The following is a 24,791-nucleotide window of genomic DNA, read 5'->3' as shown; positions in this document are numbered from 1 at the left end:
CTTTCACATCGACGTACCGAGAAGACCACGGGTGATCTGGAACCCGACATTGCCGGAAGCAACCGCCTTCGGCACGTGCCGGCGACTGGCGACCTCGGCGACGATCTCCAGCCCTGCTCGGGCTTGTTCCTGGGCGTTGCCCGAAGCAACGGCGTCGAGATCGTCCCCGTACTTCGCCACCGTCTCCGGGTCGTTGCTGAATTCCACGACCGGGACGAACCGCTGCGCCGACAAGGTGCCACCGGCAACGTGCGCGAGCACCTGCTGTACTCCGCCCGCGCCGAAGCCGGTCGCGGTCTCCATCCAGTCGGTGCCGGGCATCCGCATCACGTGCCAGCCCTTCGCGGCGAACCGCTGACCGTGCGCGATCGTCGGACCCACCGCGGCGGGAGAGCCGAAGGCGGCGTACCGGAATCCCTCGTCGGACAGCAGAGCACCTCGCGAAGACAGGACGACCGAGCCGCCGGCGCCGACGATCTCGCGGCCGATCTGCGCCATCGCCTCCGCGGTCACGGGTGTCAGCGGGCCGCGGGCTTCGAGGGCGACGGTGAGGTCGCCGAGCGTGCCGGTCACTTCCTCGGGGGCCGGCAGGTTGAAGCTGCCGAACCAATCCCGCACGCGGCCGGTCACCGCCTCCAGCCCACCGTCCGCCTGGATACTCGCCCAGCCGAACCGGGATGGATCCGCGCCTGCTTCGACCAGCCGAGAGCGGAAGTAGTCGTTGTGCGTCTTCTCGCACCCGTGCTCGAGGAGGAGAGCCATCCGAGTGTTCGGATGCAGCAGATAGCCGAGCATCGTGCGCGCGAACGTCTCCTCCGAAGCGCCGCCGCTAGACCCGCACCCTTCGGTGTGCGGCAAGGCGACCATCCTCGTCACGGCATCACCGGCCCAGTGCTCGGCCTCCGCCTGAGCAGCAAGCCGAAGCGCGATCTGCCCAGAACACAAACTGGTAGGCAAGATGAGCCCGACCGCCTCCGGCACCCGGCGGCCATCGGCCGCCAGCAAGTCCACAGCAGTCGCCTGACGACGACCGCCTTCACCGCCCGCCGGCGATCGAGGCGGTGCCGATGCCGGCGAGCCGGCTGCGGCATCGGAGGCCGCTCCGGCACCGTCCACCTTTAGCGGTAGCGCTTCGAGCGGAGCATCTCGATCCTCGGTTGGCAGATCCTCTAGCTTTCTTGACGTGCGGCCGTCTGTGGTGATCGAAATGCCTTCGCGCGGCCCGCTCTGGCGCCAGTTGCGCCAGATCGACACCTGGCTGTGGCCGGCGCGTTCCCCCGCGCTCGGCTCGCCCGACGCCACCCGGACGGTGAGGTCGAGCGTCTCCCCCGTCAACTGGTCCATCGAAGTACCAGTGAGGTAGCGGCCGGCGTCTACGTCCATCTCGGCGTGCAGCAGTTCGTACCGCGTGGAAGTGGTCACGAACTTGATCGTCGGGACGAACGGGAAGTTCGTGATCGAGCCGTTCCCGGTGGTGAAGAAGATCAGGTTGCAGCCGCTCGCGACCTGGCCGGCGACCGACTCCAGGTCGTTGCCGGGACTGTCCATGAAGACGAAGCCGTGCCCAGGCATCCGTTCGGCGTAGTCGATCACGTGGTCCAGCCGGACGTCGCGATCCAGCTTGCGTGCCGCGCCGACCGACTTGAGCACGATGTTGTAGAGCCCGCGATACACGTTGCCGCCGGACGGGTTCCCCTCGGCGGTGTGCCCATGCCAACCGACGCGTTCCTTGAACGACTGCACGGTCTTCAGGAACCTCCGCGCGGTCGGCAGATCCCGCACGTTCTTCAGGACATACCCCTCGGCACCGATCAGTTCATCGGTCTCAGCCAGTACTGCGATGCCGCCGTGCCGGATCACCTCGCGCGCGACCGCTCCGGACAACGGGTTGGCACTCACCCCGGAGAACGCGTCCGAACCACCGCACTGCAGGCCGATCCACAGATCCGCGAGCGGCACCTCCTCGCGCTCCTGCGTCGCGACGACCGACAGCCACGGCTCGACGAGTTGCCCGGCCGCGGTGAGGTCCGCCTCGAATCCGCCCTGCCTGGTGAAGAACGCGTGCGGCACCTTGATCGACGGATACCCCTGCGCCGCCATGAAGTCCTGGATCGCCTGCCCGCTGACGAGTTCGCCGTCGGAGTCGACGATCAGCACCGCTCCCACGTTGGGGTTCAGCGCGAAGCCCGCAAGCGTCGCCAGCAAGACAGAGAGATTGTTGGGAGTGCCCTGCTCGCCGCCTTCGGTGTGCGCGACCGGTACGACGCCGTCGAACCCCTCGGCCCCGTCGAAACGACGCGCCAACTCCGTGACGAACCCGCTGCTGGTCGAGCTCGTCGCCATCAGTACGACGTGGTTGCGCGTCCCCGCCGGGCCTTGCTCACGCTTGTAGCCGAGGAACGTCCCGGGCTGCTCGACCGAAGTGACCTGCTTGCCGAAGTTCAGCGCGGACTCGTCCAGCTCGTACGGGTCGAGCGGCTCGTTGCGCGCACTCGGCTCCTGCGGGAGACCCTCGACCCCTCTGACGGAGACGGCGGCCAGGCTGGTCGGAGTACAGACGTAGTCGCCGACCTCAAGATCGCGGAGGGCGCGGGCGAACGGGGTGTTCCAGGAGAGCAGCGGGTCGCCGGTGGCGACCGGGCGGGCCACGAACCGGTGGCCTTCCAGCACGGTGTGCGGCAGCGTCACCGGCGTACCGGCGACGTCGATCCGGGTGCCGGCCTCGAGGCGACGCGAGGAGATGGCGACGTTGTCCCCGGGCTCGGGAAGTACACCGATCTCGTCGAACCTGAGCATCGTTTCTGCGCCTCCGGGTAGCTGGCGGGCCTCGAATCGTGCATGATGCATGATTACGGCCACCCTGCCGAACTCCGCGGGCTGGGTCAAGGCCACGACCAGTCCCTGGAGAATGAGCCTCGATGACTGAGACGGACGCGCCGCAGGATCGCCGCCTGCTCCGGCGCCAGATGCTCGCCGACGACGTGTACGAGGCGATCAAGACGATGCTGATGGACCACGTGATCCGCCCCGGCGCGCGCATCACGATCGACGGGCTGGCCCGCGAGTTCCAGGTGTCGTCCACCCCGGTCCGCGAGGCGCTGGCCCGGCTGGAGTCCGAGGGACTCGCCGACAAGGAGCCGCTGAAGGGCTACCGCGCGACGCCGCTGCTGACGCTCGAGGAGTTCGACGACCTGTACCGCTTCCGGCTGCTGCTGGAACCGTGGGCCGCCCGCCGCGCCGCCGAACTCATCGACGACACCGGCCGCGAACGCCTCCGCTCGGAGTTGGCGACGGCCGTGGAGCCGACGTCGGTCGACTACGCCGGCTACAAGTCCCTCACGGCCCACGACAACCGGTTCCACTCGCTGGTCGCCAGCCTGTCCGGCAGCGAGCAGGTCCGCCTGGCCTTCCAGCGGACCCACTGCCACCTGCACATCTTCCGGCTCCACTACGAGCGCGACATCGGCCCCGAGGTCCTGGTCGAGCACCGCCAGATCGTCGAGGCCATCGCCTCCGGCGACCCCACCCGAGCCGAGGCCGCGATGACGCACCACGTCGACAACTCCATGTGCCAGCGGCTGCGCAAGATCTACGACACGCCCTAGGCGCGGAGTACTACCTACTCGGCGTGATCACCAGCGCGTCGCCGACCGGGCGTTCGCCGGTGGCGTCGGAGGGCGTGTTGAGGACCTGCCCGTTGGCGACCATCGTCGTGGAGCCGCCGCCGTCGAGGTTGATGGCCTCGCGGAGGCCGAAGGACTTGGCGACCGCGGCTGCTTCGGCGATACCCAGGCCGAGGCTGTTGACGTTCCGCCCGTCTGCCGTGATCAGCACCGTACGGCCCTGGCCGTCGACGCCGGCGATCGTGCGCGGGTTCCGCTTGTGGACCCAGCCGTAGTAGAAGCTCGGGTTTCCGGCGGGTGCCATGCCGTCGGCCTTCGGAGTGGCGTTGAGACGACCGTCCTCGACCAGGTTGGGCCCGCCGTTCACGATCGTCGTCCGCGGCGACAGGCGTACGTCGCGGCCGCGTTCGTCGGTGAGGGAGGCGCGGATCTCCAACCGCTTGCCGACCTTGGCTGCGGCCAGCAGCGGCGCGACCTGGGAGCCGATCGCCTGCACGGTGCGGCCGCCTTCGGGGATCGCGCCGCCTCGCGTGGTCGGGCGAATCGCGGTCACGATGCCACGACGGTCGACGATCACCTCGGCGCCGGGACCACTCGGGGTCAGCGCCGCGTACGCCGAGTCGAACGCGATCAACTCATCCGCGTCAGTACACGTCACGTCGTGCAAGGGTGCGGAGGTCGGCAGGTCGTCGGAGGTGCCGCCGCAGTTGCGGATCAGGCCGGGGACGCGGTTCAGGCCGTCCAGCGGAAGGGCCTGGCCGAGGCCGCGGATCTCGCCGCGCCAGCGGAAGCGTTCGACCGCGGTACCGCGGGCGTTGTCGGTGACCACCAGCGCGGGGCGTCCGGAGGTCGGCTCGCTGACCAGGCGGCCGTCGAAGACAGCGACACCGGCCGGGTCGCCGGGAGCGCCCGCCCTCGGGTCGAGCACGAAGAAGCCGGCGTTGACCGCCGCGGTCGCGCCGGTCAGGGCCGCGAGCGTGCTGGTCTTCTCCCGCTGCTCGAGATCCGGCCCGTACGTCGCGTCGAGGCCGCCGCGGAACTTCTTCGGGTCGATCGTCAGCACCTGGACCTGCCAGGGGCCGGTGGATCCGCTGACGTCGTCGGGCTCGCCGTCCCAGCCGGTGTAGATGCTGGAGCCGCCGACACCGGTGGCGATCACCTTCGTCCGGAGCGCGTCGGCTTCGGCCTTGGTGGCGAAGGAGCCGAGCCGGACCCGATACCCGAGGGAGTTCCCACCCGCGTCGGCGAGCTTCGGCGTCGGGACGTCTTCCACTCGCGGGTCGAGCCCGGCCGCTCGCAGCTTGGCGGCGGTGGCGTCGGCGGTCGGCTTGTCGGACAGTGCCGTCGCCGGGGCGTCGGGGTCGGGTGAGCTGGACGGGATGGCGACCTCGACAGTCCAGAACGACTGGGCGCCAGCCTGCCCACGCACGATCGTCGTGAGCGTCACCCCGGGCTGGAGCACCCGCGAATCGCGGGTCTCGGCGAGCCCGGCCGGCCCAAGCGGAAGCCGAGCCGCCTCGGGCGACGCGGCGGCCTGGGGTGAGGCGACGGCCTGGGGTGAGGCGACGGCCAAGCCGCCGGCGGTCAAAGACGCAGTGAGCAGGAGAGAGCCGGACAGCGCGGCACGGCGAATGGTCATACGTCGTTCCTACGGCCGGAAACCGTCATCCGCAAGCGGCTGGCGGCATCCGCCGGGTGAACTTTCGCGATCGCGCGTCGGGGAATGCGGCCGACCACCGGAACGTTCTGGACAACGTGAGGTCAGATGGACCTCGACGATGGAGTGTGATCGATGATGACCGGTCTTCGACGCGGAGCCAACGCCGTCAAGACCACCGCCCTGCTGGCCGTGCTGACCGCCCTGATCATCGTGGTCGGCGGTTACGTCGCCGGCCCGACGGGTGTGGTCGTAGCAGCGCTGCTTTCGCTTGGCCTGAACGCCTACCTGTACTTCAACTCCGACAAGCTCGCCCTGCGCTCGATGGCCGCTCGTCAGGTCAGCCCCCAAGAGGCGCCCGACCTGTACTCCGTGGTCGCCGAGCTCTCCCAGCGAGCCGGCCAGCCGATGCCGAGGATCTACGTGAGCCCGATCGCGCAGCCGAACGCCTTCGCGACCGGCCGGAACCCGGAGCACGCCGCGGTCGCGGTGACCGCGGGCATCTTGCAGATCCTGTCCCGCCGCGAGCTGCGCGCAGTACTGGGTCATGAGCTGGCCCACGTCTACAACCGCGACATCCTGACCTCGAGCATCGCCGCGGGCCTGGCCGGCATCGTGACGACGCTGGCGAACCTGGCGATCTTCCTGCCGTTCGCTTCGCGGGAGGACGATGACGCGCCCAACCCCCTGGTCACGCTGCTGACCGTCATGCTCGCGCCGCTCGCGGCCGGGCTGATCCAGCTGGCCGTCAGCCGTAGCCGCGAGTACCAGGCGGACTACGACGGTGCCGAGCTGTCCGGCGACCCGCTGGCCCTGGCGAGTGCCCTCGCCAAGATCAGCCGCGGTACTGAGGCCCTGCCGCTGCCGGCCGAGTCCAGCGTGGCGACTCAGAGCCACCTGATGATCGCGAACCCGCTGAGCGGCCGCGGCATCTCGGCGCTGTTCGCGACCCACCCTCCGATGGAGGAGCGCATCCGCCGGCTGAAGCAGCTGGCGCTCACCCCAGCGGCTGCCTGACCGAATGACAAAGGGCCCGGCGCCCCGCGATCTCGCGGGGTACCGGGCCCGAGTCGTGTTCAGGCGGGAGCGTCGCCGTGGTCCGGGATCTCCAGCTGGACGCCGCCCTGCAGGGCGGACTGGTGGGCGTAGATGCCGGGAAGCGTGTAGCGGGCCGAAACCCACGCGTTGATGGGCGGAAGGGTCTTGTCGGCGACCGCGCGGACGAAGTCGTCCGCGAGGAAGTGGTGAGACCCCTCGTGCCCGTTGTGCAGGCCGGCGAACTCCGCCGGCAGCCGATCGCGGTCGTGCACCGGCGAGAGCCCGGACCGGAACGCGTCCCGCAGCGCCGGGTCGACGTTCGCCAGGTCGTCGTCGTCCAGTGAGCTGCTCGGCTTCGTCTCCATCAGGTGGCTGACGTCCTCGACGCCTTCCTTGGTCTGCCACAGGGTGGTGGTGGCGAGTTGCTCGAAGCTGCCCTCGGTGCCGAAGACCCGCAGCCGCGACTCGCGCAGGTGCGACGGGTAGCCGACGCGGCGCATCTCGTTGGTCCGCATCACGCCGCCGTCGGCGAGCTTGAACAACGCGGTCGCGTTGCTGAAGTCGTTGCCGAACTGGCTGATCTCCTGGTCGAAGACGCCGTCGCCGCGGTCGTCCTTGACGCCGATGCAGGACACGTGGGTGGCGTGCTGCCCGGTCACGGACAGAACGTTGCCGACGGCATGCGTCGGGTAGAGCATGGGCGGGAAGGACGCGGTCTTCTTCCACTCCTCGCCGCCGCTGTACTGGTAGGCCGCGTAGAAGCCCAGGTCCATGTCGTGGACGTAGTCGCCCTCGGTGTAGAACACGCGTCCGAAGTCTCCGGCGGCGAGCTTTTGCCGGCAGTACACCGAGGACGGGTAGTAGAAGCTGGTCTCGCCCATCATGTAGGTCAGGCCGGTCTCCTTGACCAACTCGATGATGCGGGCGATCTGGTCCGCCTCGATCGCCATCGGCACGGTCGAGTAGACGTGCTTGCCGGCTTCGAGCGCCTGGATCGCCATCTCACCGTGCAGCCAGCGCTGGGTGAAGATCGCGACCGCGTCGACGTCGGAGGCGAGCATCTCCTCGAACGACTGGTAGGTGATCCTGACGCCCTGCTTCTCGGCCATCTCCGCGGCCCGCTCGGGCAGCACGTCGGTCAGCCGGACGTCCGAGACGTCAGGATGCGCGGACCACAACCGCAGGAACGAGGGGGCGAACTGGCCGGCTCCGACTACACCGATGCTGATGCTCATGAACCAAGGCAATCACACATTTCCGGAGCAAGTAAGAACAATTCCGCACATCAAGATGTGAGCCAGACCACCTGTACTCCGAATGCGTGGCTGAGGTCCGCTCTGAAGCCGAGGTGAGGGAAGGCGGCGGACTGAAGGCGGCTGGGCGAGTACGACGTGGCCGGGGCTGGGGATGCGAGCAAGCTCGCGCGGGCAGTACGGGCGGGCAGTACGGGCGGGCACTACGGGCGGGGCGCTCAGGGGTGGGTTGTGGGAAGGCGGTTGGGGTGGTCGGTGGTGATGCCGTCGACGCCGAGTTCGACGGCTGTGGCGAAGGTGATCGCGTCGGGGACGGGCCAGGCGGTGACGGCCAGGCCTTCGTGGTGGAGTTTGGAGACGGCGTCGGCGGTCAGGCCGGCGATGCCGCAGAGGGCGGTGCCTGCCTGAGCGGCTCGGGTCAGGGCCAGGACGTCGGCGACGTCAGGGGTGCGGCCGAAGATCAGGCCCGTTGAAGCGGACGGCATCGCCTGGCGGACGGCCAGCAGGATGTCGGCGTGCGACGACGTCACCAGGGTCCGGGCGGCTAACGCGGGGTCAGCTTGGAGAGATTCGACCAGAAGCGGAACGGCGCGCGCGGCCTTGACCTCGGCCTGGATTCGCACATCGACGGCCGCGACGGTCTCGGCCCAGGTCGGCACGACCTCGCCAGAGCCGGCGTCAAGAGACCGCAGCTCATCGAAGGTCAGGTCGGCGACGGCCCCCGATCCGTTGGTGGTCCGGTCCACGGTCTCGTCGTGCAGGACCACGAGCCGATCGTCCGCGGTCACCCGCAGATCCAGCTCGATCTCATCGCACCCGTCCTCGACCGCGCGACGGAACGAGCGCAACGTGTTCTCCGGTTCGTACCCGACGGCTCCCCGATGGCCGGTGATGATCACAGCACCTTCTCCTCGTACTGGCGGCGGACCTCGTCCCCGATCGCCTCGAGCCGGCGGGCGACCGAGCTGAACACCTTCTTCGGCGACGCGTTGTCGGCGTAGATCTGCTGCAGGCCGGTGTAGATCGCGACATTGGAGTTGCGGCCGTACAGCCTGATCGCGTCCTGCTGGCGCGCGTTCGCGAGTTGCGCGATCGCGACGCCGTAGTTCGGCTCGTCCGCGATCAGCTTCTTCAGCGCGGGATCCTCGCGCGCCTTCAGCACCACCGGCAGGTAGCCGGACTGCGTCGTCCACCAGGCCGAGTTCTGCGGCGTGGCCAGGAACTCCAGGAACTTGGCGGCCGCCTGCTTGCGCTCGACGGTCGCGTTGCGGAACATGCCGATCCCGCCACCACCGGTCGCGATCCCCGCCGCCACCTCCGACGGGATGAAGCCCGCTCCGACCCGGAACTTCGCCTTGCTCGTCACGCTCTTCAGTCCACCGGTCGAGTCCTGCACCATCGCCACCAGCCCGCCGGCGAAGTCCGTCGTCGGGCTGCTCGCCATGTAGCCGAACCCGTCGTCGTGGATCAGCTTGCGCTGCCACTCCCCCGCCGCGACCGCGCCGTCCTGGTCGATGGTGACGTCGAGCCCCTTGGAGTAGGCCCCGCCGAACTGCCAGACATTGCCCTGGAACTGCCAGTCCCCGTCCACCTTCGCGACCGCCAGGCTCCGCAGTGGCCGCCCACCGGTCTGGACCCGGGCAAGCTGCGGCCCCCATGACCGCAGCTCGCTCCAGGTCCGCGGCGCCCGATCCGGCAACCCGGCCTTGGCGAACAGGTCACGGTTGAAGTAGAGGATCGGAGTACTGCGCGCGAACGGCACGCACCAGCTCTGCCCCTTCACCACATACTCCCCGAACAGCTTCGGCTCGAAGACCGTCGGCCCGAACGAGTCGCCGAAGTACGGGTTCAACGGCTCCAGTGCGTCGTTCAGGTAGAACCGCTCCCAGGTGACGTCGGACAGTACGGCGATGTCCGGTGCCTGCTTGGCGATCAGCCCGGCCGCGACCTTCTGCGCGACGTCGTCGTAGCTGCCCTGGAACTGCACCTCGACGTACACGTCCTGCTGCGTCTTGTTGAACTTCTCGACCAGCTTGTCCAGGGCCTTGCCGTTGGTCCCGCCGTACGGCGACCAGAACACGACCCGGACCCGGTTCGCATACTCCTTCGGTACTGCGCCCGCCGGCTGCGCGTAGTCCGCGTCCACCGACCGGTAGCCGCACCCGGCCAGCGTCGACGCCGCGGCGAGTCCGAGAAACGAGCGACGCCTCATCCTTTCAACGCTCCTTGGGTAATACCGCCGACGATGTAGCGCTGGGCCACCAGGAAGATCAGCAACATCGGCGCGAGCACGAGCAGCGTGCCGGCCATGATCGTGCCCCAGTTGGCCAGGCCCTCCTCGTCCTTCAGGATCAGCAGCCCGACCGGCAGCGTGCGCATCTCGGCGGTGTTCGTGACGATCAGCGGCCAGACGAAGTTGTTCCACTCCTCCACCGCGGTGATCACGACGACGGTGATCAGCATCGGCCGCGACATCGGCAGCACCACCCGCCACAGCGTCCGCAGATGACCGGCGCCGTCGACCGCCGCCGCATCCGTCACCTCCGAAGGCAACGTCAGGAAGTGCTGCCGCATCAGGAAGGTCGCGAACGCCGACCCGATCCCCGGGATGATCAACCCCGCATAGGTGTTGATCCACCCGAGCGACGCCACCGTCAGGTAGTTCGGCAGCAAGGTCACGTGGCCCGGCACCATCATCGCGCCCAGGATCAGCAGGAACAGGATCTTCTTGAACGGGAACCGCAAGTACGCGAAGGCATAAGCGGTCAGTACCGCGTTCGCCACCTTCAGCACCGTCCCCACGATCGTGATGATGGTGGAGTTGAGGAAGAACCGGTCGAACGGCGCCGCCTTCCAGGCCAGCGAGAAGTTCTCCCAGGTCAGCTCGTGCGGCCACCACGCGGGCGGCCACTGGTAGATCTCGACCGGCTGCTTCAGCGCCGCGGTGACCAACCAGTACAGAGGTCCCAGGAAGATCGCCGCGACACCCAGCAGGGCGACGTACTGGAGTGGCCTCGAAGCCCTCATCGGTAGTGCACCCGCCTCTCCATCACCCGGGCCTGAACGGTCGTGACGATCAGCAGGATCACGAACATGATGATCGACAGGGTCGCCGCCCGGCCGGCGTTGAACGCCTGGAAGCCCTCGTTGTAGATCGACCAACTCAGCGTGGTGGTGGCATCACCAGGGCCGCCACCGGTCATCACCGCGATCACGTCGAACGCCTGGAAGGTGCCGATCACCGTGGTGATCAGCAGGAAGAACGTGATCGGCGCGAGCAGCGGCAGCTTGATCGCCCGGAACCTGGTCCAGGTGCTCGCGCCGTCGATCGCCGCCGCCTCGTCCAGGTCCTTCGGCAGCCCTTGCAGGCCGGCCAGGTAGATCAGCGCCGTGAAGCCGACGTTCTTCCACAGGTAGACGATGACGAGCCCGGGCAGCGCCCAGTCGGAGTTGTTCATCCAGTCCGGTGGTTCGGCGCCGAACGGTTCGATCAGGGCCCGCATCAACCCGTAGCCGGGGTCGAAGATGAACAGCCAGATCGTCGCGACCGCCGCGCCGGACAGGATGTGCGGCGCGAACGAGATCGTCCGGACCACACCCCGGCCCTTCAGCGGCAGATCGAAGAGAACGGCCAGCGCCAGACCGATCAGCAGACTGCCCGCGACGATCAGGCCGGTGAAGACGACGGTGATCCAGAGCGTCTTGTGGAAGGCCGGGTCGGTCAGCGTGCGGGCGTAGTTGCTCAGGCCGACGAAGGTGGGCCGGGCCGCGATCATGTTCCAGTCGGTCAGGCTGAGGAACGCGTTGTAGACGATCGGCCAGTACGCGAAGACGGCGATCACCAGCAGGTTCGGCGCCACCAGCAAGGCGAACAGCCCGTACTCGCGGCGCCGCCGGCTGCGTTTCTGGTTGCTAGCGGCAACTTGTTGCCGCTCGTCCGGATGGGTCCGGACCGGCAGGTCGAGGGCTGTCATCCGAGCCTCCTCGGGGTCAGCAGTTCGACGAGGGCGGCCGCCAGGTCCGGCGGAGCCGCCAGCACGCCGTGCGGCAGCGCAGTACCGGGTCCGGCGATCACGTGCGCCCCGGCCTCGCGGGCGATGAGAGCACCTGCGGAGATGTCCCACGGCTGGATCACGTGCTCGTAGTACGCGTCCGCAGTACCGTCGGCGACGGAGCAGAGGTCTAGCGCCGCCGACCCACCCCGCCGAATATCCCGTACTGCGGGCAGAACCCGGCTGAGGTGGTCCGCCTGCTCCGCACGGCGTTCGGGTAGATAGGAGAAGCCGGTGCTCACCAACGCGGCCGCTGGTTCGACCTCACGCAACGGACTGCCGAGCGGTACCCCGTCCCGCTGGGCACCCTCTCCGCGAGCAGCCGACCAGGTGATCCCGGTGCGCGGCTGGTGCACGGCGCCGGCGAGCGCGCCGCTTTCGTCCTCGACGGCGATGCTGACGCACCAGTCGAGGCGGCCGTAGAGGTAGTTCACCGTGCCGTCGAGCGGATCGATCACCCAGGTGAGCCCGGTGCTCGAAGGCTTCGCCGCACCTTCCTCGCCGAGCAGCCCATCGCCTGGCCGGGCGACGACGAGACCGTCCGTGATCAGCTTCTCGGACGCGCGGTCCGCGGCGCTGACCGGATCACTGGCTGAGCTCTTGGTCTCGACACCGGCCGAGTCGATCGATAGACCTGTCTGGCGGGAGAGCAGTTCCGCACCCGCGGACTTGGCCAGGCGCACGGCCAGGTCACGCAGCTCGACAGCGGACGGAGTGTTAAGCACGCCGTGAAATTATCACTGTTTTATGGTGACGTATAGGTAATCCCTGTGATTTTCTCAGTCGTCGTCATCGTCGCGCAGCCGGACGCCGGTGACCCCGTCCAAGTCGTCGAGGGCGATCACCAGATTCTGCAACGGCGCCCGGCCAGTGAAGCGCATCGAGGCGCGGACCTGTTGCCTGCCGCCCTCGCGATGGACGTCCGTGCCGAGCACCGAGGCCACGAATCCCATCGAGGTCGCCGTGGCCAGGATCTCCCGCAGGACGCCGGAGCCGTCGACGTACCGGACCGTGATGAGCTTGCGGCGGTCGGGCGAAGGCAGGAACTTCGTCAGCCGGGCCAGCGGGCCGACCGCGATCAGGTGCATCATCGTGGCGGCGACCGCGAGCACGGGCATGCCCGCACCACAGGCCATCCCGACCGCCGCCGTCATCCAGATCGTCGCCGCGGTGGTCAGCCCGCGGACCATGTCGCGGCGCATGAAGATCACCCCGGCACCGAGGAAGCCGACACCGGAGACGATCTGCGCCGCGATCCGGGACGGGTCCAGGTTCACATCGGTGCCGACCACGTTCGAGAAGCCGAAGGCGGAGACCAGGGTGAAGATCGCGGCGCCGGTGCCGACCAGGGTGTGGGTGCGCACCCCGGCGCTCTTCTGCCGCAACTGCCGCTCGACGCCGATGATCATCGACAGGACGAAGGCGATCAGCAACAGCAGCAGTTCGGTCCAGGTGCTGGACGAGGCCAGTCTCATCGATCCCTGGTTCTCACGAAACCAGGCCGATCGGATCGCGGCCGGCCAGGTACGCCGCGACCGCGTCGGCGGCGATCGAGCCGGCCCGGTGGGCGGTCTGCCTGGTCGCGCCGGCCAGGTGCGGCGTCATCACGACATTCGGTGCCGTCAGCAACCGAGAACCCGCGGGCAACGGCTCGACGGGGAACACGTCGAACGCCGCCGCGCCGAGTTGCCCCGACTCCAGCGCGTCCACGGTCGCGTCGTAGTCGAGCAGACCACCCCGCGCCGTGTTCACCAGTACTCCGCCGCGCGGCATCAGCGCGAGTTGGTCAGCGCCGATCATGCCGCGGGTCTGATCCGTCAGGCGGGCATGCAAGCTGACCACGTCGGAGCGCCGGAGCAGGTCATCCAGCGCGACCACCTCGGTCCCGTCCGGTGCTGACGCCGGGTCGATCGCCGGGTCGACCACCAGCACGTGAGCACCGAAGGCGAGCATCACCCGAGCGACGCGGCGGCCGATCGCGCCGTAGCCGACCAGCCCGACGGTGGCGCCGTCGAGTTCGGACCCGCAGTCGTCGTACGCGTAGAGGTCACTGCGCCACTCGCCCTGCTCCAGCGTCTTCTGCAGCCGGGGAAGGTTGCGCAGGGCACCCAACATCAGGGTGACGGCATGCTCGGCGGCGGCACCCGCGTTACGGCCGGGGGTCGAGGCGACGATCACCCCGCGCTTGGTTGCCGCAGGCACGTTGACGTTGACCGGGCCACCCCGGCAGCAGACCAGGAACCGCAGATCGGGCGCGGCTGCCAGCACCCGGTCCGTGAACGGGCCCATCTGGGTGATCGCGACCTCGACGCCGGGCAGTGCGGCGATCAACTGGTCCTCGGCATCGCTGGCCTCATCCACCTCCGCCACCCGCCCGTACGGCGTCAGCGGCCACGGCAGGGTGACCTCGCGGAAGTCGAAGTCGACGTCCGGCAGCAACGCGGTCAACGACTTGGCGAGCAGGTCGTTGCCGACGAAGTGGTCGCCGGCGAGCAGGGTGCGGACGGTTCTCATCGAGCTCCAGACGGTTCGGCAAGGAAGGCGGACGGCGCGGGATCGGACCAGCGCGGGCGGGCGGCTTCGATGCGGCGCAGGTAGTGGGCGTATCCCTCGTCGTAGAAGGCCGCGCGGGCCGGATCGGGATCGATCTGCCGGGTCTGCGCGATCCACTCGGCACCGGTGCCGAGTGGATCGGCGGCCAGCCGGGCGCCGATGACGGCACCCCGGGCCGCGACCTGGGAAGCCTCGGTGGTGTGCAGCGGACTGTTCAGGACGTCGGCGAGGATCTGCGTCCACTCGCGACTGTTGGCGCCACCGCCGCACACCGTGACCCGGCCGGTCCAGCCGGCGGCTTCCAGGCAGTGCCGAGCCGCAAAGGCGATTCCCTCGCAGGTCGCGCGGACCAGGTCGGCTTGGGTGGTCGAGAGCGAGATCCCGTCGATCGTGCCGCGCGCGCCGGTGTCGACGAACGGCGCCCGCTCTCCTGCCTCCGAGAGATACGGCAGCACGGTCACGCCGCTGGCACCCGTGGGGCTTTCGGCCAGGAGTGCAGGCAGATCGGCCGTTCCGACACCCAGCAAGGCGAGCACCCGATCGAGTGCGGCCGTGCCGACCATCGCGGGCATCGCCCGAAGCCAGACGCCGGGGGTCCACGTGCCGAGGAACAACCCGGCCGGCTCACCGTCCACCGGCAACTCTCGGGTGACCACCTGGCAGGCGAGCGTAGTACCGACTGTCAGGAGGGCGTCGCCGACTTCACTGACTCCGGCGCCCATCGCGGCGGCAGGCAAGTCGTAGGGACCTGCCGAGACGCGAGTGCCAAGTGCCAGGCCGAGGGACGAGTCCTGCAGTTCACCGGCCGGCGTGCCGACCGGAGCGAGCAGGTGCTGCCACTCGGATAATCCGCACGCGGCGAGCGCCTCGGCGTCGTACTCGTTCGTCCGGGGATCGAGGAAGGGCGCCGAGCCGTCCGACACATCCGTCGCCCGTACTCCGGTGAGCCGCTGCATCACCACGTCCTTGCAGTACGCCGCTGTCTCCGCGCGAGCCAGCACCTCCGGCTCCTCAGCCAGTACTGCGGCCAGCAGCGGGCCTGATGCCCCCGGGAACATCCGGTTGCCCGATCGCCGGAACACCTGCTCGGCCACTCCGTCAGCCGTCCAGCGCTCCAGAATCGCCCCACTCCGCGCATCCAGCCAGGAGATCGCCGGACGGACTGGGCGGCCCTCACCATCCACCAGCCAGAGCCCATCACCCTGTGCGGTGATCGCCAGCACACTGGGCCGATCACCGACCGATGAAGCCAGCTCAGCGACCACCTCGTTGACCGAGGCAACGATCTCGTCAGTGTCGTGCTCGAACCGGCCCACCCCCGGCCGGTCCAGCCGGGTCGGGCGAGAGGTCTCGGCCAGTTGCCGGCCGGCCTCGTCGAAGGCGACCGCCTTGGTGACCGTGGTGCCGACGTCCACACCGAAGTCCATCCGCGAAACTCCCCTCCTAGAGGTGCGCGACCTCCACGGTCGCTCCGTTGTCCCGCAAGGACCGGACCAGGTCGGCCGGGGTCCTCTCGTCCACCACGACCACGTCGAAGTCGGTCAGCGGCGCGAGCCGGTGCAGCGCGGTCCGCTGCAGCTTGCCGTGATCGACCAGCAGGACCTTGGTCCGCGCCGAGCGCAGCATGGCCTGCTTGACCAGCACGATCTCCTGCTCCTGGTGGAAGGCGTGCGTCGGGGAGACCGCGGAGACGCTGCAGAACAACAGGTCGGTGTGCAGCGCCTGGACCGCCTCCGCGCACGGCATCCCGCCGAACGAGTCGTGGGTCGGCGAGTAGATGCCGCCGAGTGCGAGCAGGGTGACGCCGCGCAGTTCGGTCAGCCGGCTGATGGCCGGCAGGAAGTTCGTCGCCACCGTCAGCGGCGTGATGTCCTCGAACAGTTCGACCAGGGCCAGCGCGCTGGTCGAGTCGTCCAGCATCACCGACATGCCGGGCTCGATCATCGCCCGCGCGTGCCGGGCCAGCGCGGCCTTCTCCGCTTGGGCGGTGTTCAGCCGGTAGGCGACGTTGCTCTCGAACACGCTGGTCGGCTGCGCGGTCACGCCGCCGCGGTACTTCCGGACGACGCCCTGGCGCTCCAGTTCATCCAGGTCGCGGTGCACCGTCATCACGCTGACCCCGAACGCCTCGACCAGGTCGTTGGCCGACACCGAGCCGTGCTCGACGACGTACGCCGCGATCTCGGCCTGCCGCCGGGCCGGCCGGCTCAGCTCGGCCGTGTCGGTGCTGTCAGAGTTCATGCCTGGGTCTCCATTCGCACTGCTGGGGTGTTGAACGCCTCGAGACCCACTGTGCCGTCCTCCCAGCGCAAGCGCACCAGCGCCGCGGGACCGAGGGCCGGTAGCAGTCTGCGGTACTCCTTCAGCTCCAGCCTCAGGACCCGGCACACCAGCAGGCGGATCAGCGTGTTGTGCGCCACCACGAGCACCTTCTGGCCTTGGTGTTCCCGGCCGATCTGGTGGAACGCCTCGTGCACCCGGTCGGCCGCCGCGGCCGGGTCCTCACCGTCAGGAAAGTGCCAGCCGACCGGATCCAGCTCGAACGCCTTCGAAACCGCCGGTGGCAGCTCGCTCAGCATCCGCCCCTCGGCCGAGCCGAAGTCCAGCTCGCGCAGGCGCTCGTCCAGCCTGGGCGTGAGGCCCAGCGCCTCGGCCGTCGGCTGCGCGGTCTGCCGCGCCCGGAGCATCGGCGAGGACCAGAGCGCGTCCGGTGCGAAGTCGGTCGCCCAGTCCTTGAGTTGCTGCGCCTGCTGCCGGCCGACCTCGTCGATCGGCAGATCCGTCGACCCCGTGTACCGATTGCCGTGGTGCCACTCGGTGCGCCCGTGCCTGGCGAGTACGACCGTCGTCCTCATCCGCGATACCCCCGTCGATCCAGCTCGGCCACGAATTCGCCGTACAGGGTGGCGAGGTTGTCCTGCGGTCGCGGGTCGATGACCCGGTCGATGCGGACCATCCGGGCCGCGGTGGCCGTCAGCGAAGTACCGGCCGACGCAGCGAGCACCGCCATCCCGTACCCCGGATCTGCCGATGCCGGCAGCTCAACCGGTACTCCGAGTACGTCGGCGCGCAACTGGTTCCAGTAGCCGCTACGTACTGCGCCACCCGTGAGCGAGACGGATCGGACCGGCTCGGCTCCGAGGCTCTCCAGATGCTCGAAGGCCAGCTTCTCGATGAACGCGACACCCTGCAGTACTGCGGAATAGGTGTGCAGGTCGTCCGGCAGGTCACCCAACTGGAACCGCTCGGCCTTCGGAGCGACGAAGGGGAACCGCTCGCCGGTGCCGGTGATCGGGTAGACGGCTGCGGCGATCGGGCCGAGCTCGCGAGCCGCCTGGTCGAGCGCGCCGAGGTCGGCACCGGGCAGCATCGCGGTGAGTGCTCCGGCGCCGGTGTTCGAAGCGCCGCCGGGGAGCCAGCCTCCGTCGGGGTGGCGGTGGCTGTAGACAGCGCCGGTCGGGTCGTCGAGCAGGTCCTTGCTCACGCCCTTGAGGACGAGAGTGGTGCCGAGCACCGAGTTCCAGGCGCCCGGGGCGAGGGCGCCGGCCGCGATCTGGGCGGCGCAGCCGTCGGTCATCCCACCGAAGACGGGAGTCCCGGCTGGGACCCCGGTGACCTGGGCTTTTGTCTCGGAGACCCGGCCGAGTTCGGTCCCGGGCAGCACGACCTCGGGGAGAATCTCGGGGCTGAGGCCGACGGTGTCGAAGGCGTCCAGCGGCCATTGGCCGGCGACCAGGTCATAGCCGGTCTTGAGAGCGTGGCTCGTGTCGGTGGCGACCGGTCGGCCGATCAGGTGGGCGGCGACGACGTCAGCGCTGTGCGCGATCCGGCGGCCCGACGGGGCCTGGTCGAGGAGCCAGAGAATCTTGGGGAGGGCCCAGGTCGGCTGCATGGAGGTCGCCCACCGCGTGGGATCGGCTGCCACGATTCGGTCGAGGTAGGCGCCGGCGCGGGCGTCGTCGTACATGAGGGCTGGGCCGGTGGGTGCGCCTGCCTGATCGGTGAGCAGGACGGTGCCGGAGGTGGAGCAGATCGCCAGCCCTTGGACGTCGGGGGTCGACACCTCGGCGAGGGTTGCGTCCACGGCCGCGAGCCAATCACCGGGATCCTGCTCGTGGCGGTCGCCGTCGCGGTGGCTGATGAGTGGGCGGGACGCGTGGGCCAGCACGGTGCCGGCGGCATCGACGAGAACGGACCGGACGCTCTGCGTTCCCAGGTCCACGCCGATCCAGGCTGGCTCCCCCACCGACCGCACTCTCCTCATCAGATCATGATGTTAGCTGCGTTGATAACATAACATCAGATCACGATAAGAAGCCGCGCCCGTCCGCTTCCGGACAGCACGACGGCCACGCAGCGAACTGCGTGGCCGGTCAGTGACGAAGGTCAGGAGTGCATCAGGAGGAGTGAACGATCGGCCGTCGCGAGTTCGACCCGGCCGGCGTCGACGGCACCGAAGGCACCGATCGGGCCGCTGGCCCGACGGCCGTGGCGGTTGAGCCAGAACCCCCAGCCGGCCGGGGCATCCGGCCACTCGGGGTCGGGTTCCCAGCCGAGCGGCGGCCGCCAGGTGGCGGTCGGCGGCTCAGGCCAACTGGGCGGTGGATTGAATCGATGCACGGGCGGCCCTTCCGGATCCCCAGGATTCCGATGATCAGCAACTGTCTGACAGATCAACGACCGGCAAGCTCGAACGTCACGCCTAAATCTTGGTAAAGATTAGGGCCAGGAAGGCGTGCCTGGCTAGATCAGCGGGTAGTGACGATCACTGACTCTGCGTGATGTTGCCGTCGGCATCGAGGTCCTCGAGCCGGGCCTTGACCCGGTGGTGGGTGGTCAGCGAGTCGGCCAGCACGTAGCCGAGATCGCGGTAGGCCTCGAAGTCCCACTCGTTGTAGAACTGGTCGCCGGTGGAGCGGCGCGGGAAGTCGGCGTGCGAGGCCGCGTACTGCTCCAGGTCCCAGCCCAGCCGGCCGGCCATGACGGCCTTGAGGAAGAAGATCTCCGTCCGGTACGGCTTGTCCTCGCCGTCCTTCACCGGATGGGTGGCGATGCCGTAGGCCCAGGCGCGATCGGCCCGGTCCTTGCCGCCGCGGATCATCGGCGCGGGGTCCAGGTCGATCCGGATCCCGTGGTCCATCCGGGCGGTGGCGATCGCCTCGCCGAGCGCGTTGAACCGGTCCTCGGGGTCGTTGGACGCGTCGATCACGATCACCTGGGCCGGTTCCCGGCGCAGCGCCTCGACCAGGCCGAGGTTGTCGTAGTGGCCGCCGTCGGTGACGTAGATGCGCCGGTCGTACATGGACGGGCTGCCGATCGCCTCGCGGAGCAGCCGGTACGGGCCGGGCTTGTCGATCACGCTGCCGACGTACCGGCGGACTTTGGCGGCGATGCCGTGGACCTCGGGGAAGGCCGGTTCGGCGCGGTTGTTCCAGTACGGGTTCGGGAGCCAGACGCCGAGGCGCGCGTTGAGCAGGGCGAGCAGCAGGCGGACCGGGCGGGTGCGACTGTTCACCCGGCCCGTCAGCGGGCTGACCGCGGCACCGCTGATCGCCATCGCGGCCGGCACGGTCACCTCACGCTTGAGGACGTCCGCCTCGCGCTCGTAGTCGGCCGTCTCGCGCCGTCCGCCGGCGGGGAGCGAGCGGTCGCCGACGATGCCGATCCGGCCGGCGTCGAAGATGAACGGCACGCAGTCGCGCTCACTGGGGACGAAGTCCGGATCGGCGACGTTCGCGACGCCCGCGATCACCAACTGCGGGCCGCCGTCGGTGGGCCTGGCCCACTCGGAGTAGCGCAGCCGGAGGCTGTAGTCGAGGCTGACCGCGGCGCCGTTGTCCTTGCGGGTGACGAGGAACGCGCGGGACAACCGCTCGCGGTAGAAGGAGTGCAGCGAGGTCCGGTTCGCGTCGGTGAGCATCTTGATCGCGATCACGACGACCGCCAGCACCACCGCCACCGACCAGTCCTCCTGGTACGACCGGTCGATCGCGTAGCCGCCGGTCCAGCGGAGCAGCACGATGATCGCGGCGACGACGATGATCGCGCTGCCGACCCAGGGCGCGAGCTTCGTCCGCGCGAACGCCACCAGCCGGGCCCGCAACCCGGTCGCCTCCTTGCTCTCCACCGCGAGACCGCTCCAGACCGTCTTGCCGAGGCCGATCAGGACGACGACCAACGCGCCGAACGACGCGACACCCTGCTTGGTCGGGTCGACCAGCGCCAGCAGAGCCGACGGCAGACTCGGCTGATCCGGATCGGCGCCGGGGAGTTGGCCCAGCAGATAAAGGCCTCCCGGTACGCCGAGCAGCAGCACCGCGACCGGCGTGCCGTAGAGCAAGGTGACTCCGCTGACCGTGGTCAGCGCGCGGCGGACCGGGTCAGGCATCCGGGCCCAGCGATCCCACACCTTCTCCACCACGAACATCGTCGCGCTGACGGCGATCAGGAAGACCGACAGCGCGAGGTACCACCAGGAGCCGTTCGGCCGCCAGTCGACCTGGATCTCGGCGAACCCCTGCACGATCACCTTCTGGTCGGCGAGGAACCAGCCGAGCACCCAGGCGATCGCGCGCAGCACGATGCCGATCAGGAGCAGGTTCACCACCAGGCCGAAGAGCACCGACAGGGCCGCGCGGAACATCGCTCGCCCACCCTGCAGGAGATAGCGGGTCTGCCTGCGCAGCCGGGACAACTCGGGCGAGCCGGGCGAGAACGGGTCGGCGCAGGTGCGTCGCAGTACGTGGAAGGGGGCGGCCATGTAGCCGCCGCCGCTGACGCCGATGACAGTGGAGGCCTTGTCGTAGAAGCCCCGCTCACTCAGGAGTTGCAGCGCACCGAGGCAGAAGGACGCGGAGCGGATGCCGCCGCCCGAGCAGCAGATCACCAACCGGCCGGCGTCGGGACCTTGGTCCTGGACTCGCTTGAACGTCACCTCGGGGGTGGGCTGATTGCCGAACAGCTTTCGCTGGCCGTAGCGGCTGGTCGCGAACAGGCAGACCGCGAGGATCAGCACACCGGCCGCCCAGACACCGCGCATCACCCAGGTGAACCAGCCGGTCGACATCCCCGGGCAGACACCCGAGACCGCACCGAACGCGTCCCACAACCGGAGGTCCTCGATGATGTCCAGGACGGCCGCCAGGCAGACGAGCCACGAGCCGAGCGCCGCGATCCCTTGCCAGCCAGGGCGTTTCAGGAACCGGACGTACTTGTACGCGCGATACGCCGCGTACACGTAGGCGCAGATGAAGAGGCCGTCGACCAGCAGCGACAACCGGCCCGGGATCGAGCAGGCGAAGACCGAGTCCGCGTTGTCCCGGACCGCGTCGACCATCGGCTGCTGCACGACGAACAGCACGATCGCCAGCGACAGGGTGCGGGTGAACGTCCGCCGGCGGCCGATCTCCTCGATCGTCGCGTCCCCCGTGGTCCCTTCCGATTCCCCGAGCATCGCCCCATGATGGCGTGAAGCGGTGCTTTCTGCCAGTGGCGCGTCACTATCGGTGACCCCCTTGACATCGGCTCCGCGCGGGCGGACCTTGAACTATCCGATCGGGATCGTGGGGGGACCATGGAGACTGATCCGGACGCCGCTTGGCGTCCTACATGTACGCCGCGCAGCGTCGTGGCGGGGGAATTCCGGCAGCTGAACAGCCCCGGACTGATGCTGGTCAGACTGGACCTGACGGGCATCGCCGGTGAGCCCGGACGCCTTCGTGAGTTGGTGGTCGCGGTGCAACTGCTGCGCCGGGCGAGACTGCTGGTGGACTACGAACTCGACCTGTTCGGCGGCTCGCCGCGGTTCGCGACGATCCGGGAGAACCTGGCCGTACTGCGGGCGATCGTGGCCGACGGCACCACGGCCGCGACGTTCACCATCAGACCGACCGACGGGCAGTGCTCGCCCTGGGTGGACGAGTACCGCGAACGGCTGAAGGCGTCGATCGGGCCTTGGCTGACCAGGCTGTCGGACGAACTGGCCGACGACTGGGCCGAGGTGGTGATGGGTGAGCGGCAGATCTACGGCCCGAGTGGGGTGGCGGCGCATCGGATCGCGTTGCAGCGCTTGACGCTGCGGAGCAACACCGAGTTGCTGAACCTGGTCGCGGACAGTGCCCGGGAGTTCGAGCTGACCGGTGACACCCGGTTGCTCGACGACGAGTTCGTGCGACCGCGGATTACCTTGCTGACCGAGTCGATGCTTGCCTTGCGCAACAGATTCCTGACGGCCAGAGCGGCTGCCCAGGCCTCTGCTGCCGCTCCGGCCTCTGCTCAGGCAGCGAAGAATGTCGTGCCGCTGAGGCGGGTCGGGTAGTCGCCGGCGGCCAGGGCCTGGTCGAGCGCGGCCAGTTGGGTGCACGCGGCGGCGAGCGCTTCGGACTGCGTGCGGCAGCCGTCGACGTACCAGTAGGGGTCGTCGGGCTGGCGGTCGTCGGCGTCGTCGATGTCGGCGTACCAGCAGTCCACGCCCTGGCAGCAGTAGTGCACCACCCGAACCTTGAGCTTCATGCCGGGTACGACGTCCCTCGTCCGGCCGCCGGTTCCCGGCCGCGGGAAAGGAACCTTTCGATCCTGGTGTGATCTGTTTACGAGCCGTGTTGCAACGTTGTACAACGAGTCATGAGGTTCTTCCGCCCCACCCTCGTGCTGGCCGCCCTGTGCGCCCTGCTTGCCCCGCCCGCCCAGGCCGCCGTGCCTGCCGACCGGGAGAATGGGGTGATGGCGAACAGCTTCCGGAACCCTGTGAACGGTGGCGCCGACCCCTCCCTGTTCTTCCACAACGGCCGGTACCACGTGGCCACCACGACCGGCGACCACATCGGCATCTGGTCCTCGCCGAGTCTAGCCACGCTGCTGGTCGCCCCGGAGAAGGTGGTCTGGCGCGACAACGACCCGAGCCGCAACACCCAGATGTGGGCTCCGGCGTTCCGCCACGTCGGCAGCCGCTGGTACATCTACTACACCGCCTCGGACGGGGTGGACGCGAACCACCGGATGTACGTGCTGGAGTCCGCCGGCGACGACCCGCTCGGGCCGTACAGCTTCAAGGCGAAGATCGCGGACTTCGGCGAGTACGCGATCGACGGCGAACCGATCACCCACAACGGCCGGCAGTACTTCGTCTGGACCGGTCCCGGCCGCGGGCAGGGTGGTCCCGCGCAGTTGTACATCGTGCGGATGAGCAATCCGTGGACGGCGACGGGTGGCCGGGTCGCGATCCCCGCCAGCGGGGGGTGCAGCGAAGTACGGGAAGGGCCGACGCCGTTGTATCGCAACGGGCGGACGTTCCTCACCTACTCGACCTGCGACACGGGCAAGCCGGACTACCAACTGTGGATGAAGAGCATCGCCAACGGCGCGGACCCGATGGTGGCGTCCAACTGGGTGCAGCATCCCGGCCCGATCTTCTCCCGCAACGACGCGACCGGCGTCTGGGGACCCGGGCACCACTCGTTCTTCCAGTCGCCGGACGGGACCGAGGACTGGATCGCGTACCACGGGAAGAACACCAGCACCTACACGTACGCCTTCCGGACCGCGCGCGTGCAGAAGATCGGCTGGAACGCGGACGGCACCCCCAACCTCGGCAGACCGCTGGCCGCCGGCGCCACCCAGACCCTGCCCTCGGGCGATTCCGGCGCGGCCACGTCGGTGATCAACGACACCGACCTCGCCCAGATCCAGTACGCCGGCAACTGGCTGTCCGGGTCAGGCTGCGGCAACCAATGCTTCTGGGGCAACGATCACTGGAGCGGCGAGACGAACGCCTCCGCCACCATCCGTTTCACCGGCAGCAAGGTCGCCCTGCTCAGCGTCGCCGACCGAGGCAACGGCATCGCCGCAATCTCCATCGACGGCGGCCCCGAGCAACGCGTCGACTACTACAGTTCCATCCGGGTGGGCGAACAACTCATGTACATCAGCCCCACCCTCGCCCCAGGCCCTCACACCTTGAAGGTCCGCGTGACCGGAGACAGGAACCCCGCCTCCACCAGCGCGGTCATCAGCCTCGACCGCATCGAGGTGTACTAGCCGCGCGCGAGCCACTCCGGGGCGAGGAGGGACCAGACCTCGGAGCTGTGGCGGGTGCCTTGGTGGAGGTAGTCCTCGCGGAGGACGCCGTCCAACCGCATGCCCAGGCGCCGGGCTACGTTGCTGCTGGCGGTGTTGTCGGGGCGGGTGATCCACTCGACGCGGTGGATGCCGCGGGTGCGGACGACCCAGTCGATGAGGTGTTCGGCGGCCTTGGTGATGAGGCCGCGGCCCTGGCCGGCCGGTTCCAGCCAGCAGCCGATCTCGCATTTGCCGGCCGCGGCGTCGAAGGCGACGAACATGGTGCCGCCGACGAGGGTGCCGTCCAGCCAGATGCCGTACAGGCGGCCTGCGTCGCGGGCGGCCAGGTCGGCGTACCGCTGCAGGGTGGCGCGGGCCGACTCAAGGTCCGTACTCCGGCTGGCCCACGGCACCCAGGGGTCCACGTTTTCGCGGGCCCGGTCGATGTGAGCGAGAAACTCTTCGGCCTGCCACGGCTCCAGGGAGCGCAGCTCGGCACCTTCATTTAGCGCGATGGCGAACACGTTCGGCACTGTAGCCGCGGATCGGGGCGGCATCC

22 protein-coding genes are annotated in these 24,791 nt (G+C 69.0%); 4 read left to right on the top strand and 18 right to left on the bottom strand.

What is annotated here, in order from left to right; genetic code table 11:
• Positions 1 to 3 precede the first annotated feature (3 nt).
• Positions 4 to 2,796 (bottom strand): UxaA family hydrolase, encoded by a 2,793-nt coding sequence (locus ABD255_RS02860; protein WP_344209389.1) that lies wholly within the window; start codon positions 2,794 to 2,796, stop codon positions 4 to 6.
• 122 nt (positions 2,797 to 2,918) lie between these two features.
• On the opposite strand from ABD255_RS02860, the gene ABD255_RS02855 reads away from it, so the two are divergent.
• Positions 2,919 to 3,605, top strand: a complete 687-nt coding sequence (locus ABD255_RS02855; RefSeq protein ID WP_344209387.1) for a GntR family transcriptional regulator — start codon at positions 2,919 to 2,921, stop codon at positions 3,603 to 3,605.
• A 10-nt stretch (positions 3,606 to 3,615) separates the two neighbouring features.
• Here ABD255_RS02855 and ABD255_RS02850 read toward each other — a convergent pair whose 3' ends face one another.
• Entirely contained in the window at positions 3,616 to 5,262 is a 1,647-nt protein-coding gene (locus tag ABD255_RS02850; RefSeq protein ID WP_344209385.1) for a phosphodiester glycosidase family protein, read from the bottom strand.
• A gap of 156 nt (positions 5,263 to 5,418) precedes the next feature.
• Between ABD255_RS02850 and htpX the strand changes: the two genes are divergently transcribed.
• The gene (htpX, locus tag ABD255_RS02845; RefSeq protein WP_344209383.1) at positions 5,419 to 6,297 is read left to right on the top strand and encodes a zinc metalloprotease HtpX; all 879 of its coding nucleotides are present in this window, start codon (positions 5,419 to 5,421) and stop codon (positions 6,295 to 6,297) included.
• A gap of 59 nt (positions 6,298 to 6,356) precedes the next feature.
• Here htpX and ABD255_RS02840 read toward each other — a convergent pair whose 3' ends face one another.
• The 14 genes from ABD255_RS02840 to ABD255_RS02775 all read right to left on the bottom strand — a co-directional run bounded on the left by ABD255_RS02840 (position 6,357) and on the right by ABD255_RS02775 (position 21,629).
• On the bottom strand, positions 6,357 to 7,553 hold the full coding sequence (locus ABD255_RS02840) for a Gfo/Idh/MocA family protein (protein WP_344209381.1): 1,197 nt from the start codon (positions 7,551 to 7,553) through the stop codon (positions 6,357 to 6,359).
• 236 nt (positions 7,554 to 7,789) lie between these two features.
• Positions 7,790 to 8,470: a glycerophosphodiester phosphodiesterase gene (locus ABD255_RS02835; protein ID WP_344209379.1), complete on the bottom strand. Its 681-nt coding sequence runs from the start codon at positions 8,468 to 8,470 to the stop codon at positions 7,790 to 7,792.
• Positions 8,467 to 9,783 (bottom strand): ABC transporter substrate-binding protein, encoded by a 1,317-nt coding sequence (locus tag ABD255_RS02830; protein ID WP_344209377.1) that lies wholly within the window; start codon positions 9,781 to 9,783, stop codon positions 8,467 to 8,469. The genes ABD255_RS02835 and ABD255_RS02830 overlap by 4 nt, the downstream gene beginning before the upstream one ends.
• The gene (locus ABD255_RS02825; protein ID WP_344209375.1) at positions 9,780 to 10,598 is read right to left on the bottom strand and encodes a carbohydrate ABC transporter permease; all 819 of its coding nucleotides are present in this window, start codon (positions 10,596 to 10,598) and stop codon (positions 9,780 to 9,782) included. Before ABD255_RS02825 ends, ABD255_RS02830 begins: the two co-directional genes overlap by 4 nt.
• Positions 10,595 to 11,545 carry a carbohydrate ABC transporter permease gene (locus tag ABD255_RS02820; protein WP_344209373.1) on the bottom strand — a complete coding sequence of 317 codons (951 nt, stop codon included), beginning with the start codon at positions 11,543 to 11,545 and terminating at the stop codon, positions 10,595 to 10,597. Before ABD255_RS02820 ends, ABD255_RS02825 begins: the two co-directional genes overlap by 4 nt.
• The gene (locus ABD255_RS02815) at positions 11,542 to 12,348 is read right to left on the bottom strand and encodes an inositol monophosphatase family protein (protein ID WP_344209371.1); all 807 of its coding nucleotides are present in this window, start codon (positions 12,346 to 12,348) and stop codon (positions 11,542 to 11,544) included. The genes ABD255_RS02820 and ABD255_RS02815 overlap by 4 nt, the downstream gene beginning before the upstream one ends.
• 54 nt (positions 12,349 to 12,402) lie before the next feature.
• A complete protein-coding gene (locus ABD255_RS02810) occupies positions 12,403 to 13,098 on the bottom strand; it encodes an MgtC/SapB family protein (protein WP_344209369.1) in 696 nt (231 codons plus the stop codon).
• A 13-nt stretch (positions 13,099 to 13,111) separates the two neighbouring features.
• The gene (locus ABD255_RS02805; protein WP_344209367.1) at positions 13,112 to 14,137 is read right to left on the bottom strand and encodes a 2-hydroxyacid dehydrogenase; all 1,026 of its coding nucleotides are present in this window, start codon (positions 14,135 to 14,137) and stop codon (positions 13,112 to 13,114) included.
• Positions 14,134 to 15,603: an FGGY family carbohydrate kinase gene (locus ABD255_RS02800; protein WP_344209365.1), complete on the bottom strand. Its 1,470-nt coding sequence runs from the start codon at positions 15,601 to 15,603 to the stop codon at positions 14,134 to 14,136. Before ABD255_RS02800 ends, ABD255_RS02805 begins: the two co-directional genes overlap by 4 nt.
• 16 nt (positions 15,604 to 15,619) lie before the next feature.
• A complete protein-coding gene (locus ABD255_RS02795; protein WP_344209363.1) occupies positions 15,620 to 16,417 on the bottom strand; it encodes a DeoR/GlpR family DNA-binding transcription regulator in 798 nt (265 codons plus the stop codon).
• Entirely contained in the window at positions 16,414 to 17,031 is a 618-nt protein-coding gene (locus ABD255_RS02790) for a histidine phosphatase family protein (RefSeq protein ID WP_344209361.1), read from the bottom strand. Before ABD255_RS02790 ends, ABD255_RS02795 begins: the two co-directional genes overlap by 4 nt.
• Positions 17,028 to 18,440, bottom strand: coding sequence for an FGGY-family carbohydrate kinase (locus ABD255_RS02785; protein ID WP_344209359.1), 1,413 nt, complete (start codon positions 18,438 to 18,440; stop codon positions 17,028 to 17,030). The genes ABD255_RS02790 and ABD255_RS02785 overlap by 4 nt, the downstream gene beginning before the upstream one ends.
• Positions 18,441 to 18,562: 122 nt before the next feature.
• Positions 18,563 to 18,796, bottom strand: a complete 234-nt coding sequence (locus ABD255_RS02780) for a hypothetical protein (RefSeq protein ID WP_344209357.1) — start codon at positions 18,794 to 18,796, stop codon at positions 18,563 to 18,565.
• A gap of 145 nt (positions 18,797 to 18,941) precedes the next feature.
• The gene (locus ABD255_RS02775; protein ID WP_344209355.1) at positions 18,942 to 21,629 is read right to left on the bottom strand and encodes a hypothetical protein; all 2,688 of its coding nucleotides are present in this window, start codon (positions 21,627 to 21,629) and stop codon (positions 18,942 to 18,944) included.
• A gap of 120 nt (positions 21,630 to 21,749) precedes the next feature.
• Here ABD255_RS02775 and ABD255_RS02770 point away from each other — a divergent pair, with 120 nt between their 5' ends.
• Entirely contained in the window at positions 21,750 to 22,493 is a 744-nt protein-coding gene (locus tag ABD255_RS02770; protein WP_344209353.1) for a hypothetical protein, read from the top strand.
• Here ABD255_RS02770 and ABD255_RS02765 read toward each other — a convergent pair.
• Positions 22,451 to 22,687 (bottom strand): hypothetical protein, encoded by a 237-nt coding sequence (locus ABD255_RS02765; RefSeq protein WP_344209352.1) that lies wholly within the window; start codon positions 22,685 to 22,687, stop codon positions 22,451 to 22,453. The genes ABD255_RS02770 and ABD255_RS02765 overlap by 43 nt on opposite strands.
• Before the next feature lie 111 nt (positions 22,688 to 22,798).
• Between ABD255_RS02765 and ABD255_RS02760 the strand changes: the two genes are divergently transcribed.
• A complete protein-coding gene (locus ABD255_RS02760) occupies positions 22,799 to 24,211 on the top strand; it encodes a glycoside hydrolase family 43 protein (protein WP_344209350.1) in 1,413 nt (470 codons plus the stop codon).
• On the opposite strand, the gene ABD255_RS02755 is transcribed toward ABD255_RS02760, so the two are convergent.
• Entirely contained in the window at positions 24,208 to 24,756 is a 549-nt protein-coding gene (locus tag ABD255_RS02755; protein WP_344209348.1) for a GNAT family N-acetyltransferase, read from the bottom strand. The two genes, ABD255_RS02760 and ABD255_RS02755, sit on opposite strands and share 4 nt — an antisense overlap.
• Positions 24,757 to 24,791: the final 35 nt, after the last annotated feature.

The sequence above is a fragment of the Kribbella sancticallisti genome, from assembly GCF_039530625.1.
Taxonomy (GTDB): domain Bacteria; phylum Actinomycetota; class Actinomycetes; order Propionibacteriales; family Kribbellaceae; genus Kribbella; species Kribbella sancticallisti.
The sequence above is the reverse complement of the archived record's forward strand: the minus strand, read 5'-3'. Positions and strand labels throughout refer to the sequence as shown.